15 protein-coding genes are annotated in these 14,175 nt (G+C 67.7%); 8 read left to right on the forward strand and 7 right to left on the reverse strand.

Annotated elements, in window-relative coordinates; all coding sequences use genetic code 11:
* Positions 1 to 10: 10 nt before the first annotated feature.
* Positions 11 to 733: an aspartate/glutamate racemase family protein gene (locus ACJH6H_RS24990; RefSeq protein WP_406776042.1), complete on the forward strand. Its 723-nt coding sequence runs from the start codon at positions 11 to 13 to the stop codon at positions 731 to 733.
* On the opposite strand, the gene puuE is transcribed toward ACJH6H_RS24990, so the two are convergent.
* Genes puuE through ACJH6H_RS25005 form a run of 3 tightly spaced genes read right to left on the reverse strand, consistent with a single transcriptional unit; the run spans position 730 to position 3,802 of the window.
* Entirely contained in the window at positions 730 to 1,632 is a 903-nt protein-coding gene (gene puuE / locus ACJH6H_RS24995) for an allantoinase PuuE (RefSeq protein WP_406776043.1), read from the reverse strand. The genes ACJH6H_RS24990 and puuE overlap by 4 nt on opposite strands.
* A complete protein-coding gene (alc, locus tag ACJH6H_RS25000; protein ID WP_406776044.1) occupies positions 1,629 to 2,591 on the reverse strand; it encodes an allantoicase in 963 nt (320 codons plus the stop codon). The genes puuE and alc overlap by 4 nt, the downstream gene beginning before the upstream one ends.
* Entirely contained in the window at positions 2,588 to 3,802 is a 1,215-nt protein-coding gene (locus tag ACJH6H_RS25005; protein ID WP_406776045.1) for a DUF6986 family protein, read from the reverse strand. Before ACJH6H_RS25005 ends, alc begins: the two co-directional genes overlap by 4 nt.
* Positions 3,803 to 3,906: 104 nt before the next feature.
* On the opposite strand from ACJH6H_RS25005, the gene ACJH6H_RS25010 reads away from it, so the two are divergent.
* The 5 genes from ACJH6H_RS25010 (at position 3,907) to ACJH6H_RS25030 (ending at position 10,134) form a co-directional block, all read left to right on the forward strand.
* A complete protein-coding gene (locus tag ACJH6H_RS25010) occupies positions 3,907 to 4,929 on the forward strand; it encodes an alpha/beta hydrolase (protein ID WP_406776046.1) in 1,023 nt (340 codons plus the stop codon).
* Positions 4,930 to 5,474: 545 nt separating this feature from the next.
* The gene (locus tag ACJH6H_RS25015; protein WP_020098862.1) at positions 5,475 to 6,686 is read left to right on the forward strand and encodes an acetyl-CoA C-acetyltransferase; all 1,212 of its coding nucleotides are present in this window, start codon (positions 5,475 to 5,477) and stop codon (positions 6,684 to 6,686) included.
* 15 nt (positions 6,687 to 6,701) lie between these two features.
* Entirely contained in the window at positions 6,702 to 8,849 is a 2,148-nt protein-coding gene (locus ACJH6H_RS25020; RefSeq protein ID WP_061004846.1) for a 3-hydroxyacyl-CoA dehydrogenase NAD-binding domain-containing protein, read from the forward strand.
* Between the two features lie 156 nt (positions 8,850 to 9,005).
* Positions 9,006 to 9,434 carry a VOC family protein gene (locus ACJH6H_RS25025; RefSeq protein ID WP_406776047.1) on the forward strand — a complete coding sequence of 143 codons (429 nt, stop codon included), beginning with the start codon at positions 9,006 to 9,008 and terminating at the stop codon, positions 9,432 to 9,434.
* Between the two features lie 49 nt (positions 9,435 to 9,483).
* Positions 9,484 to 10,134 carry a flavin reductase family protein gene (locus tag ACJH6H_RS25030; protein ID WP_406776048.1) on the forward strand — a complete coding sequence of 217 codons (651 nt, stop codon included), beginning with the start codon at positions 9,484 to 9,486 and terminating at the stop codon, positions 10,132 to 10,134.
* Here ACJH6H_RS25030 and ACJH6H_RS25035 read toward each other — a convergent pair.
* Positions 10,101 to 10,694 (reverse strand): MarR family winged helix-turn-helix transcriptional regulator, encoded by a 594-nt coding sequence (locus ACJH6H_RS25035; protein WP_267324680.1) that lies wholly within the window; start codon positions 10,692 to 10,694, stop codon positions 10,101 to 10,103. The genes ACJH6H_RS25030 and ACJH6H_RS25035 overlap by 34 nt on opposite strands.
* Positions 10,695 to 10,846: 152 nt before the next feature.
* Between ACJH6H_RS25035 and hpaH the strand changes: the two genes are divergently transcribed.
* Positions 10,847 to 11,677, forward strand: coding sequence for a 2-oxo-hept-4-ene-1,7-dioate hydratase (gene hpaH, locus ACJH6H_RS25040; RefSeq protein WP_071286723.1), 831 nt, complete (start codon positions 10,847 to 10,849; stop codon positions 11,675 to 11,677).
* Positions 11,667 to 12,458 carry an aldolase/citrate lyase family protein gene (locus ACJH6H_RS25045; RefSeq protein WP_406776049.1) on the forward strand — a complete coding sequence of 264 codons (792 nt, stop codon included), beginning with the start codon at positions 11,667 to 11,669 and terminating at the stop codon, positions 12,456 to 12,458. The genes hpaH and ACJH6H_RS25045 overlap by 11 nt, the downstream gene beginning before the upstream one ends.
* A 5-nt stretch (positions 12,459 to 12,463) precedes the next feature.
* On the opposite strand, the gene ACJH6H_RS25050 is transcribed toward ACJH6H_RS25045, so the two are convergent.
* The 3 genes from ACJH6H_RS25050 to ACJH6H_RS25060 all read right to left on the reverse strand — a co-directional run bounded on the left by ACJH6H_RS25050 (position 12,464) and on the right by ACJH6H_RS25060 (position 14,174).
* Complete coding sequence (locus ACJH6H_RS25050; RefSeq protein WP_406776050.1) at positions 12,464 to 12,901, reverse strand: TIGR03618 family F420-dependent PPOX class oxidoreductase; 438 nt, start codon at positions 12,899 to 12,901, stop codon at positions 12,464 to 12,466.
* Positions 12,902 to 12,908: 7 nt separating this feature from the next.
* A complete protein-coding gene (locus tag ACJH6H_RS25055; protein ID WP_064859742.1) occupies positions 12,909 to 13,331 on the reverse strand; it encodes a PPOX class F420-dependent oxidoreductase in 423 nt (140 codons plus the stop codon).
* A 231-nt stretch (positions 13,332 to 13,562) separates the two neighbouring features.
* Positions 13,563 to 14,174 (reverse strand): bifunctional 2-polyprenyl-6-hydroxyphenol methylase/3-demethylubiquinol 3-O-methyltransferase UbiG, encoded by a 612-nt coding sequence (locus ACJH6H_RS25060; RefSeq protein ID WP_064859741.1) that lies wholly within the window; start codon positions 14,172 to 14,174, stop codon positions 13,563 to 13,565.
* Position 14,175: the final 1 nt, after the last annotated feature.

Consider the following 14,175-nt stretch of genomic DNA (forward strand, 5'->3'; position numbering starts at 1 on the left):
AGTCCTTGGGATGAGCCAGATCTGGGTCATCAATCCCAACACCACAGAATCGATGACCGCTGGGATCGGCCGCTGCGCACAGGCAGTGGCCGGTCCCGGCGTCGATGTCGTCGCCGTGACGTCCGACTACGGCCCGCCCTCGATCGAAAGCCACTACGACGAGGCCATGAGCGTGCCGGGTCTGCTCGAGGCGATCCGGCGCGGCGAACAGGCCGGGGTCGACGGATATGTGATCGCGTGCTTCGGCGATCCGGGACTGGACGCGGCGCGGGAGGTCGCGGCCGGGCCCGTCATCGGCATCGCCGAGGCCGCCATGCAGACGGCCAGCCACCTCGGCCGGGGTTTCTCGGTGGTGACGACGTTGTCGCGCACCATGGGCCGCGCCGCCGATCTGGCGGAACGCTATGGGATGCAACGGTTCTGCCTGGGTATCCATGCCTGCGACATTCCGGTGCTCGACCTCGAGACAGACCCGACGGCACGCAAGGTGATCACCGAGGCATGCCGGGAGGCTTTGGAGTCCGACGGCTCCGATGCCATCGTCCTGGGGTGCGCGGGCATGGCCGAGATGTGCGCGGCGATCACCGCAGAACTCGGGGTGCCGGTGGTCGACGGGGTGAGCGCGGCGACGTTGACGGTGCAGGCGCTGGTGCAAATGGGTCTGCGCACCGGCAAACGCGGCGAGTTCGCGACGCCGCCCGCCAAGCAGTACACCGCGCGGCGCGACGGCTAACCGGCCGGGTGCACGGCGCGCCAATGCTCGGCGATGTCGATGCGCCGGGCCAGCCACACCCGGTCATGACGCTGCACGTGGTCGAGGAATCGTTCCAGCGCCGCACTGCGGGCGGGCCGGCCGACCAGGCGGCAGTGCAACCCGACCGAGAGCATCTTCGGGCTGCCGCCCAGACCCTCGGTGTAGAGCACGTCGAACGCGTCACGCAGATGGGCGAAGAACTCCTCGCCGTTGGAAAAGCCTGCGGGAGAAGCGAATCGCATGTCGTTGGTGTCGAGCGTGTACGGCACCACCAGATGGTCGGTGTCGGTCACCCGCACCCAGTACGGCAGATCGTCGGCGTAGGAGTCCGAGTCGTACACGAACCCGCCGTGCTCGACCACCAGCTCCCGCGTGTGCGGTGAGTCCCGGCCGGTGTACCAGCCCAGCGGCGGGGCGCCGGTGAGCTCGGTCAGGATGCGCACCGCCTCCGCCATGTGTGCACGTTCGGTGTCGCGGTCGATCAGCTGATAGGACTTCCACCGCAGCCCGTGACAGGCGATCTCGTGCCCGAGTTCACCGAACGCGGCCAGTGCCTCCGGGTTGCGCTGCAGTGCCCGCGCCACCGCGAAGATGGTCAGCGGGATACCTCGTCGCTCGAAAATCCGGAGTATCCGCCACAATCCGGCGCGCGAGCCGTACTCGTAGAGCGACTCCATGCTCATATGCCGGTTGGGGAACGCCTCGGCGGGCGTCATCTCGGACAGGAACGTCTCCGAGGCCGGATCCCCGTCGAGCACGTTGTTCTCACCGCCCTCTTCGTAATTGAGGACGAACTGCACGGCAATGGCTGCGCCGCCCGGCCACTGCGGGTCCGGCGGGGTGCGGCCATAACCCACCAGGTCGCGTGGGTAACTCACGCGAGGTCCCCGAACAGCCGCAGCCGGGCCAGCCCGCCGTCCGGGTAGATGTCCAGCCGCGCCTCGGACACCACGTCAGCGGAGTCGATGAGGAAACGGTGCCGCGTGTCGGGCAGCAGTTCGGTGCGGGGCAGCAGATCGATCCACTGCCCGTCGGCGCGCAATCCGGTCAGCGCCGCGGCCCCGGGGCTGTTGCCGATGAAGTACGACGTGTCGATCTCGGCGAGCCGCACCCGGCCCGGCCCGGCCAGCCGGATGCGTACCCAGTCGTTGGCGTCATCGCGACGGCGCGCGGTCTCCCAGCCATCGCCCATCACCTGCGCCTGCCCGGGGAAGATCAGATTCTGCGGCGAACTGTAGAACCGATTCGAGGCGTCGAGCACCAGACCGCCGTTCTCCAGCGCCGCCAGGTCGACGGGGCCGACGCCGAGGAATCGCTTGTCCGGGCGGCCTTCTCCGTGCACGCGGAGTCGCGCCACCCCGCCGTCGGGAAAGATGTTGAGCCGCACATGCGTCCAGCGCTGTTCCGAGGACACCTCGAAATTGTTGCGGGTGTCGCCATACACGCGCGAGCGCTCGATGAGTGGAACCCAGCCGGGGTCCGCGGCCAGTTGTTCGGCTGTGGGATAGCCGTCGACCTCGATGGCGTCGACCGAGACGGCCGGCGGGTAGTTGCCCTTGAACCATGCGGTGTCGACGACGACGCCGCGGATGACACCCGGCACCCCGAGCCGCAAGATGGCCGTGTCGTGGCCGGCGTCGCGGCGTCGCCGGGTCTCCCACCCGTCGTAGATCTGGCCCTTGTGTCCGAACGATGCCGGCCGATATTGCGAGGGGCCGGGGGAGATGAGGTTCTCCTTCTCGGCGAACACTTCGTCGTTCGCCCAGATGACCGCGCCGCCGAGGCTCCGCAGCGCGAGGTCCGGCAACCAGGTGAAATCGGGCAGTGATTCAGTCATGACAGCTTTCGGTTCTTGAGGTTTCGTAGTACGTCGATGGTGGCACCAGGCGCGCCGTCAAGGACGTCGTCGGCGCCGAACGCGCCGCAGTCCAGCCCACGCAGCACCACGGCTGCCAACGCCTCTGCGGTCGCGGGTTCGTCGACGATCGGACCGCCGGTGCGGTCGAGGTAGGCCTGCAGCCGTGGCGCCGCGGCGGCCATGGCGGCACGGAAGAAGGTGAATGTGGCCAGCCAGCGCGTCACGAGATGGCCGGGGTGCATGTCCCAACCCTGGTAGAAACCGCGCTCGAGGGACCGGGTGACGAGCCGGTGATGGCGCCGGATCGCCTGCACCACTTGATCTTCGGTGCCGACCGGCGCCACCTGCGTCGAGCCGTCGGCGATCCAGACGCCGGTCTGCGCGGCGGCTGCCTGCATCACCGACTTGGCGTGGTCGGCCACCGGGTGATCGAGTGCCTGGTGCTGCGGCACGATACCGCAGGCGGCGCTGTAATCGTAGGTGCCGTAATGCAATCCGCTGCATCGACCATCGGCCAGGTGGATCGCGCGGGCGAGGGTCGCGGTGCCGTCGGGGCCCAGGACCGCCTGCGGGCTCTCGATCTGCAGCTCGAAGCGCAGCGTGTGATCGGCCAGGCCGTGTGCGGCCTCCAACGCCTCACACAGCCAGACCGCCGCCGTGACCTGTTCTGCCGCACGCAGTTTGGGCACCGTGAAGACGAATCCGTCGATGGCGCCGGCGTCGAGTATCAGCTCGATGGTGCGCAGGGCGCGACGGCGCTCGGCGGTGGTCAGGCCCTTGATCCGAATCCCGCTGTGGCTCAACCCGAGTGCGGGCAGGGTCAGCGCCGCCCGCGCTGCGTCGCCGTCCTCCACGTCGTCGCCGCGGTGGCCGTAGCCGTCCTCGAAATCCAGTCGCAAGTCGGCAATGGGCGCGGCGGTGAGCTGGTCGCGCACCAACGCCACCGTGATCTCGTCGCCCAGTTCGGCGAAGACCTCCGGGTGCCGGTCCAGCAGTTCGAGCGCCGCTTGACCCCACTGCGCGGGAGTATCGGGCGTCGCGTCGGCCGCGCTGACATAGACGGTATGGATCGGCTGAGCGGCTGGGCCGTCCCCCGGAAACCGCGCCGCGAGGTCGGCGTCGACGCGGGACAACAGGGTGTCGATGCGCTGGAGCGCATCCGCCGGGATGCGATGGTGGGGGTCCGACACCTGCCTATCGTGCCGTGCCGGCGCGATCTCAGCATGTCGAGCCAGAGTCGGTGTCAGGGGAGCTGATCTAGTCTCGGCAGAGCGATGTCGCAAAAGGAGGCCCTATGACCAGCGCCGAACGGATCGACGATCCGGCCGAGAACGCGGTGCCGAAAACCGGCACGTACGCCGGCCCGGAGTGGATGGGCAAGGCCAACTGGCACTCGGTCGCCGAGTCCTACCTGCTGCGGGCCGTGAAGCCGCTGCTGTTCCTGCTGACCAAGCTCATGCTGGCCATCAACTGGCGCTTCCCGCAGGCCCTGCTGAACCGCGCGTACGACGGTTCCGAGCGGGTGACCAACTGGATGCCCGCGGTGCGCGGGTCGCGCACCGAAAAGGTCGAGCTGCCGAACTGCCCGGCCGAATGGGTCTGGAACGAGACCACCCCGCCGGTCGACGGCCGCGTCATCATCTACTTCCACGGCTCGGCGTTCATCGCGCTCGGCATCAACAGCCACCGGCCGCTGGTGAGCCACATCGCCCGGGACAGCCGCGCGCGGGCCCTGAGCGTGGGCTACCGGCTCTGCCCGCGCAACCTCGTCGAGGACGCGGTCGAGGACGGCGTCGACGCCTACCGCCACGTGCTGGCGCAGGGCGTGAAGCCCGAGAACATCGTCCTGGCCGGTGACTCGGCCGGCGGCTTCATCGCGGCCATGACGGCCGTGACGGTGCGCGACCTGGGCATGGCGCCGCCCGCCGGCTGCGTGCTCCTGTCCGCTGCCACCGACAGTGACATGACGCCGAAATACGAAGCAGCCGCGCGCGTTCCGGACGCCATGTTCCCGGTCGACTTCCTCCGGATGATCAACGAGGTCTTCCTCCTGCGTAACGGCGGGCGCGAAGCGACCCCGTCTCCGGTCGACGCCGACCTGCGCGGCCTCGGCCCGTTCCTGCTGCAGGTGGGTTCGGAAGAGGCGCTGCGCCCCGACTCGGAGCTGCTGGCCGAGCGGCTCGCAGCAGCAGGAGTGCCGGTACGGCTGCAGATCTTCGACCGCGCCGTCCACGTCTTTCAGGCTTTCGCGTTCTCCAACCCCGACGCCCGTCGTGCGGTCGGTGAGGTCGCCGAGTTCGTGAAGGCCGTCGCCTGACTCAGGCGTTGACTCCGGTGTTGACGTGTCGCCGGTGTCGACGTGTCGCGGGCGTTGACTCTGTGGCGAAGGCGCGGTGTTCTCGTACAAGTTCGCCGTGGTTTCAGGGTGAACGGGATTCGGGTCGTGGGTGGCGTTGAGCCTGTGGTGAGGGCGCTGTCCTCTCGCACAAATGCGCCCTGGTTTCAGGGTCAACGAGTTCCCGGTCGGCGCCGGCGTTGACTCTGCCCTGAGGGCGCTGTTCGGACGCTGGTTTGCGTCGACACCCGGCGACAGACCTGGCGTTGAACTGGCGCGGGCGTACCGGTCGACGCCGGCCGAAACGGAAGAAATAGCAGCTCAACGCACCTTCGCGGCCGGCGAGAGTGCGCGTTCTGCACGCCTCAGACGGCGTGTTGCCGTACAGACGCGGCCGCTCGCGAGTGATGGGCCGCACTCTCCCAACCGCCTGGTTGGGAGGGCCTGTTACGCTTCCGGGCAGGGGACCGTCTACCTGCCGGTGGATGCACCCACAACCCCATCTCAATAGGACCTGGAGCAAACACATGTCCGAAGAAGCCTTCATCTATGAGGCCATTCGCACGCCCCGTGGCAAGCAGCGCAACGGTGCACTGAACGAGGTCAAGCCGGTCAACCTGATCGTCGGCCTGATCGACGAAATGCGTCGTCGCAATCCCGATCTGGACGAGAACCTGATCAGCGACGTCATCATGGGCGTCGTCTCGCCCGTCGGTGACCAGGGCGGCGACATCGCCCGCACCGCCGCGCTCGTGGCCAAGCTGCCCGAGACCACCGGTGGTTTCCAGCTCAACCGTTTCTGCGCTTCCGGCCTGGAGGCCGTGAACCTGGCGGCCCAGAAGGTCCGTTCCGGCTGGGACGACCTGGTGTACGCCGGTGGTGTCGAGTCCATGAGCCGCGTCCCGATGGGTTCGGACGGCGGCGCGTGGGCCGGTGACCCCGAGACCAACTACCGCATCGGCTTCGTGCCGCAGGGCATCGGCGCCGACCTGATCGCCACCATCGAGGGCTTCTCGCGCGAGGACGTCGACGCCTACGCGGTGCGCTCGCAGGAGAAGGCCGCCGCAGCATGGTCGGGCGGCTACTTCGCCAAGTCGGTCATCCCGGTCAAGGACCAGAACGGCCTGACCATCCTGGACCACGACGAGCACATGCGTCCGGGCACCACCCTGGAGAGCCTGGCCAAGCTGAACTCCGCGTTCGCGGGCCTGGGCGCCATGGGCGGCTTCGACGACGTGGCGCTGCAGAAGTACCACTACGTCGAGAAGATCGACCACGTCCACCACGGTGGCAACAGCTCGGGCATCGTCGACGGCGCCGCCCTGGTGCTGATCGGTAGCGAGGCCGCCGGCAAGTCGCAGAACCTGACCCCGCGCGCCCGCATCGTGGCCACCGCCACCAGCGGTGCCGACCCGGTCATCATGCTGACCGGCCCCACCCCGGCCACCAAGAAGGTGCTGGACCGCGCCGGCCTGACGGTCGACGACATCGACCTGTTCGAAATCAACGAGGCCTTCGCCTCGGTCGTCCTGAAGTTCCAGAAGGACCTGAACATCCCGGACGAGAAGCTGAACGTCAACGGTGGCGCCATCGCGATGGGCCACCCGCTGGGCGCCACCGGCGCCATGATCACCGGAACCATGGTCGACGAGCTCGAGCGCCGCGGCGCCAAGCGTGCCCTCATCACGCTGTGTATCGGCGGCGGCATGGGCGTGGCCACCATCATCGAGCGCGTCTAGGGAGATTGAAAGAACATGGCTGAGAAGACAATTCAGTGGGACAAGGATGCCGACGGCATCGTCACCCTGACGATGGACGACCCCACGGGTTCGGCCAACGTGATGAACGAGCACTACAAGGAGTCGATGCACTACGCGGTGCAGAGCCTGCTCGCCGAGAAGGACTCCATCACCGGTGTCGTCATCACCAGCGCGAAGAAGACCTTCTTCGCCGGCGGTGACCTCAAGGGCATGATGCAGATCGGCCCCGACGACGCCGGCGAGGCGTTCGCCATGGTCGAGGACATCAAGGCCGACCTGCGCGCCCTGGAGACCCTGGGCAAGCCCGTCGTGGCCGCCATCAACGGCGCCGCCCTCGGTGGCGGCCTGGAGATCGCCCTCGCGTGCCACCACCGCATCGCCGCCGACGTCCGCGGCAGCCAGATCGGCCTGCCCGAGGTCACCCTGGGTCTGCTGCCCGGTGGCGGCGGCGTCGCCCGCACCGTGCGCATGTTTGGCATCCAGAAGGCCTTCATGGAGGTCCTGAGCCAGGGCACCCGCTTCACCCCGGCCAAGGCGCAGGCCACCGGCCTGGTCGACGAGCTCGTCGACACCGTCGAGGAACTGATCCCGGCCGCCAAGGCTTGGATCAAGGCCAACCCCGAGGGTGGCGTGCAGCCGTGGGACGTCAAGGGCTACAAGATGCCCGGTGGCACCCCGTCGAGCCCGGGCCTGGCCGGCATCCTGCCGTCGTTCCCGGCGCTGCTGAAGAAGCAGCTCAAGGGCGCCCCGATGCCCGCGCCGCGCGCCATCCTGGATGCCGCTGTCGAGGGTGCGCAGGTCGACTTCGACACCGCGTCGCGCATCGAGAGCCGCTACTTCACCAGCCTGGTCACCGGCCAGACCGCGAAGAACATGATCCAGGCGTTCTTCCTGGACCTGCAGGCCATCAACGGTGGCGCCTCGCGTCCCGAGGGCATCGCCAAGCAGGACATCAAGAAGATCGGTGTGCTGGGCGCGGGCATGATGGGCGCCGGTATCGCCTACGTCTCGGCCAAGGCCGGCTACGAGGTCGTCCTCAAGGACGTCACGCAGGAAGCCGCCGACAAGGGCAAGAACTACTCCGAGAAGATCGAGGCCAAGGCCCTCGAGCGTGGCAAGACCACGCAGGAGAAGTCCGACGCGCTGCTGGCCCGGATCACCCCGACGGCCGATCCGCAGGACCTCAAGGGCGTCGACTTCGTCATCGAGGCCGTGTTCGAGAACCAGGAACTCAAGCACAAGGTGTTCCAGGAGATCGAGGACATCGTCGAACCCAACGCGCTGCTCGGCTCGAACACCTCCACACTGCCGATCACCGGTCTGGCGACCGGCGTGAAGCGCCAGGAGGACTTCATCGGTATCCACTTCTTCTCGCCTGTCGACAAGATGCCGCTGGTGGAGATCATCAAGGGCGAGAAGACCTCTGACGAGGCGCTGGCCCGGGTGTTCGACTACACCCTGGCCATCAAGAAGACCCCGATCGTTGTCAACGACAGCCGTGGCTTCTTCACCTCGCGCGTGATCGGCACCTTCGTCAACGAGGCGCTGGCCATGCTGGGCGAGGGCGTTGCGCCCGCGTCCATCGAGCAGGCCGGTTCGCAGGCCGGTTACCCGGCTGCGCCGCTGCAGCTTTCGGATGAGCTCAACCTGGAGCTCATGCACAAGATCGCTGTCGCCACCAAGGAAGGCGTCGAGGCTGCCGGTGGCACCCACGTCGCGCACCCGGCCGAGGCTGTCGTCGAGAAGATGATCGAGCTCGGTCGCCCGTCGCGTCTGAAGGGCGCGGGCTTCTACGAGTACGTCGACGGCAAGCGCACCCAGCTGTGGCCGGGGCTGAAGGACGCCTTCAACTCGGGTACGACCGAACTGCCGCTGCAGGACATGATCGACCGCATGCTGTTCGCTGAGGCGCTCGAGACGCAGAAGTGCCTCGACGAGGGCGTGCTGACCTCGACCGCGGACGCGAACATCGGCTCGATCATGGGTATCGGCTTCCCGCCGTACACCGGTGGTTCGGCGCAGTTCATCGTTGGTTACCAGGGCGAGCTCGGCGTCGGCAAGGAGGCCTTCGTGGCCCGTGCCAAGGAACTGGCCGCCAAGTACGGCGACCGCTTCCTGCCGCCGGCCTCGCTGGAGAGCTAGCCTCTAGCACCACCAAAAACCCCCAAATCCGAAGGGATTTGGGGGTTTTTGCGTTGGTGGGTGACGCGCGTTCTTGACACCGTGCCTTCAGTCGGGGCATAGTTACGCCTGCCTGATAGTAAGGCAGACATACTAAAACTGATATGGAGTGACCCGATGGCTGTCCAGATCCGCGAACTGCACCACATCGGCCTCGGCATGGGTAGTGCCAAGGCCGACGAGGCCAAGGACTACTACCGCGATGTGCTCAACCTGACCCAGGACGGCGGCCGGTGGCACATCCCGGGCATCCACGGCTACTTCCTGGATATCCCGAGCGACGTCCAGATTCACCTGCTGGGGAGCGACGGCCCGTCGCCCTACAGCCAGGGGCCTGGCAAGGATCCCGTCGAGAACCACATCGCCCTCGCGGTGGACGACGTCGCCGAAGCCGAGACGGAGCTGAACCGTTTGGGCGTGGACTATTTCGTGCTCGACAACGTCGCCGCCCCTGAGCTCAAGCAGCTCTTCCCGCGCGACTCGGCGAACAACCTCGTGGAGATCCATCAGATCGGCCACTGCCGGTGCCGTAAGAGTCAGCGGTAGCAAGTCCGGTTGGGCGCCAAAGGATTACGAGACAGGTCAGGAGACCGACATGCTGTTCGACATCGACGCCATGGACGTGAAGCCGCGGTACAACCTACTGTCGTCGCTGATCGTCCCGCGTCCGATCGCCTGGGTCACCACTGTCGACGCCGCCGGCCGCGTCAACGCCGCGCCGTTCTCGTTCTTCAATCTCATGGCCGGAACGCCGCCGGTGGTGGTACTCGGCATCGGCAATCGGGACGGCGCACCGAAGGACACCGCCCGGAACATCGTCGACACAGGTGAATTCGTGATCAATCTCGTGACCGCGGGACTGCTCGATGCCATGAACGTCACCGCCGTCGACTTCGACGCCGACGTCGACGAAATCAGCGAGGCCGGTCTGGAAACGGTGGCGTCGCATGCTGTGGCGCCACCCCGGATCGCGGCGAGCCCGGTTGCGTTGGAGTGCACCTTCACTCAAACGGTGGCCCTGGGGCAGGGCCGAAATATGGTGGTCGGCGCCGTTTCCCACGCGCACGTCCGCGACGACATCGTCATCGACGAACGCCGCGGGCATGTCGACGCGAGCCGGCTGGACGTCGTCGCACGCATGCACGGCGGCGGCTGGTACACCACGGTCTCCCCGTTCCGCCTCGACCGGATCACCTTGGCGGACAGCAAGTCTCAGTCTTCGGATGCCGCGGGCGCCTTCACGTGAATCCAGAGTTTGTCGAGGATGCGCTGAAGGTCCCGGCGGTCACGCTCGCTGAGCACGTCGACCAGCTCGCCGCACGCCTGCTCGAAAACCGGGACCGCCTCGGCCACCAGCTTTTCGCCTTCGGGGGTGATCCGCACCGGCGTGCTGCGGCGGTCGGTGGCATGGCGGGTTCTGGTGACGAGCTTCCGGTTCTCCAGCCAGTCGATGAGACCGGTGGCGCTGGCCTTCGTGATGCCGAAGTACTCGGAAAGTCCGCTGGGAGTTTGACGGACACTCCATTCCTCTTCGGGCCGGCCGAGCTGCGCCGCGAAGATCATCAGGACATCGAGTTTGGCTTCCGAGATGTTGACGCGCTCGAGCTTGCGGTTCACCGCGGCGATGACGTCGTCGGCCAACCACAGCAGCGACAGTCCCAGGCGTGCCGCACTGACGTCCTTCGACGGATCGCCACCCTTCATGAGTCCGAGCACGGGCCGCATGGCCTCGGGCGCAGTGAGTTTGACGCGGGCCGCCGAGAGGGTGCGACGAACGTTGGACGTGCTGATCTGCGGCCGGCTCATGACGACAGTCTAGGAGCCTGACAGTAAGGCAGCCGAACCGAATCGCCGGACCGTCACCCCCGACTACCGACCAGAGGAATTCCACGCATGACGTACATCGCGCAGCGGCAACATGTTTGGCCGTCCGTGCCCAGCGGGACCGGAGCCGGCCCGTGCTGAGCGCGGACACGGTGGCGGCCGTGGCCGCGCAGCTCGAGGCCGCGCAGCGGAACCGCCGGCAGATGCCGCAGGTGTCGCGCGCCTACCCGCAGATGACCATCGACGACGCCTATGCGGTGCAACAAGAATGGGTGCGGCACCTGATCGCCGGCGGGCGCCGGGTGCGCGGGCACAAGATCGGTCTGACCTCGCGGGCCATGCAACGCGCGTCGAATATCGACGAGCCCGACTATGGTGTGCTGCTCGACGACATGTTCTTCGACGACGGTTCCGAGCTGCCGGCCGACCGCTTCATCGTTCCCCGCGTCGAGGTGGAACTCGCCTTCATCCTCGACCGCGCGCTCTCCGGGCCGCACTGCACCGTCGTCGACGTGCTGGACGCCACCCGCTACGTCGTGCCGGCGTTGGAGATCATCGACGCCCGCATCGAACAGGTCGACCGGGCAACCGGCGGCACCCGGACCGTCCTCGACACCATCTCAGACAACGCCGCCAATGCGGCCGTCGTCCTCGGTGGAAAGCCGCTGCGCCCCAACGCCATCGACCTGCGCTGGGTCAGCGCCCTGTGCTACCGCAACGCGGTCATCGAGGAGAGCGGTGTTGCGGCGGCCGTCCTGAACCACCCGGCCGTGGGGGTGGCGTGGCTGGCCAACCGGCTGGGTGCCCGCGGCGTCACGCTCCGGCCCGGCGATGTCATCCTGTCGGGTTCGTTCACCCGTCCGGTGCAGGCCCGTCCCGGCGACACCTTCCACGTCGACTATGGGCCGCTCGGATCGATCTCTTGCCGCTTCAGCGATGGCGAAAGTGCAAGCCATGCCTGCTGATTGGTTCACCGGCGGTGCCGACGGGGGCCCGGCCATCGGGTTGTGGCTGGGGCTGGCCAACGCGTACAGCGCCGAGCTGTGCGCAACCCTCGGTTTCGACTGGCTGCTCATCGACGCGGAGCACGCGCCCAACACCGTGCGGACCGTCCTGCACCAGTTGCAGGCGATCTCCGGTACCGCGAGCACCGCCGTGGTGCGTCCACCGACCACCGACGCCGACACCATCAAGCGCTACCTCGACATCGGCGCGCGGCACCTGCTGCTGCCGATGATCGACAATGCCGAGCAGGCGCGGGACGCCGTCGCCGCCTCGCGGTACCCGCCGCACGGAATACGTGGTGTCGGAAGCGCTCTCGCCCGTGCATCTGAATGGGGCGGGCAGACCGACTATCTCGCGACGGCGAACACTCGCATGCGCCTCATCGCGCAGATCGAGACGCCCGCCGCGGTCGCGGCCGTCGATGACATCGCCGGGACCGACGGCATCGACGCGGTCTTCGTCGGCCTGTCGGACCTCGCGGCCACCATGGGGCATCTCGGTCAGCCCGCGCATCCCGAGGTGGAGAGTGCGTTCGCCCACGTGGTGACGCGCGCTCGCAGTGCGGGCAAACCCGTTGGGACACTTGCCGCGAATCCGGCGCTCGCCCGGTCCGCCGAGGACTACGGTTGCCGTTTCATCGCCGTCGGTACCGATGTCGGACTTCTTGCCGGCGGTGGTCGGCGGCTGCTGGCCCAGGCGCGGGGCATGGCCGACGTGCCGCCGACGGCGGGTGGGTACTGAACGCCTCAGCGTGCGGGGTTCGAGTACGCCCGCGTCGGTGAGATCAGCACCGCGGCACGCCCCTCTTCCCGCCTGCCGCGGTCGTAGGTGTCCCAGTCGTCGTGAGTGCCGCCGGCGGCGGTGAAGACGTCGCGCAGCAACACCCGCAGCGTCTCGGGATCAGTGTCGTCCGGGCCGATGATCTCGGCTGCGCCCTCGATCGTCAGCCACTGCCAGCCCGCGTGCGCGACGACCGAGGTGCGCGGGTCCGCGCGTAGGTTGCGCAACTTGCGGGCGGAGCCGATGGCGACGAGCGCGACGACCGGGTCCCCGGTTGTCGGGTGCGGCATCACGCCGGCATTGACCACCGAGGACTGGATGCTGCCGTCACCGCGCAGGGTGTTCAGCACGACCAGCCCGTGATCGCGGGCGGACAACTCGGCGAATGCGGAAAGGTCGGTCATGGTGTCCTCACTCCGCCACATCAAATGCGGCAATGACTTTCGTCGGTTTCACCCGGACCACGAGTTCGCCGGGAACGCCGTTGCGGCGACCGTATTCCTCGGCGCGGTCGGCGCCCATGTAGCGGCCGCCGGTGCGGGTGGCGATGTCGAGCAGCTCGTCGGGATCCTCGCTGATGGCCGCGACACCCTGAACCTGGACGAACGCATAGGGCGGCGACGTGTCGTCGACGCACAACACCACCCGCGGGTCGCGGGCCAGCGCGCGGCCCTTGGCCGTGTCCTTGCCGGTGTTGAACACGAGCGCGCCGTCATCCACCACGAACCATATGGGTGCGGCGAGCGGTCGCCCATCGGTGGCGACCCAGCCCAGCACCGCGGTGCGCGTGCCCTCGGACAGAAACGCGATCACATCGTCGGAAAGTTCGGCCATGCGGCCACGCTACGCCCGGCGGCGTGGACCTTGCCCGCCATTGACCCTGCGCCTACACACACGTGTACTCGGGTTTTGTGTGCGTAGCCGCACGATCGATGTGCGGCCCTCGTTGACTGTGCAACCACGCACTTGTCTACTCGCACTTTGTGTGCGCAGACGCAATGTCAACGCGCGCAAGGTGATTGCTTGTCAAGTGCCCAGCAGATGACGGTCACTGACCGCGAAACTTCAGGTACGCCGCCGCGCGAACAGGTAGTACCGCGCCGGGTTCTTGCCATTGTGGTCGAGGCCCGGTTCGTCGCCGCTGTCGAGCAGCGTCCACCCGAGTGCGAAGCGACGTTCCACCTCGGCCGGGTCGATCCCGGGCACCCCGAACGACGCACCTGGCACGAACGCGACGATCAGCAGGCGCGCGTCCGCGGCCGCGACCGCCGTCACCTCGCCCACGTAGGCGTCGCGGTCGTCGGCGCTCATGCCGTGCAGGCACCCGTTGTCGACGATCAGCGCGAAATCAGCGCCGATGCCCTGGCCGGTGAGCCGGGTGGCATCGGCGTGGTCGAACCGCACCGAGCCCGGCGCCGCGGTGTCCCGCTTGGCGGCTTTGGCGCGCGCCTTCTCGACCGCCTTCGCGACGTAGTCGATGCCGGTGACGTCCCAGCCGAGCCCGGCCAGGTACAACGCGTTGTCGCCGGTGCCGCAACCGATGTCGAGCGCGGTGCCCGGGGGCAGGGCACCGTCACCCTCGACCAGCTCACGCAGGCTGGTGGCTAGCGGATGCCCGTCCCACGGTGTGAAGCCGAGCCGGTAGAAGACCCGGAACAGGCGTTGTCGGGACGACATG

Source organism: Mycobacterium sp. SMC-21 (assembly GCF_045310825.1).
Taxonomy (GTDB): Bacteria; Actinomycetota; Actinomycetes; order Mycobacteriales; family Mycobacteriaceae; genus Mycobacterium.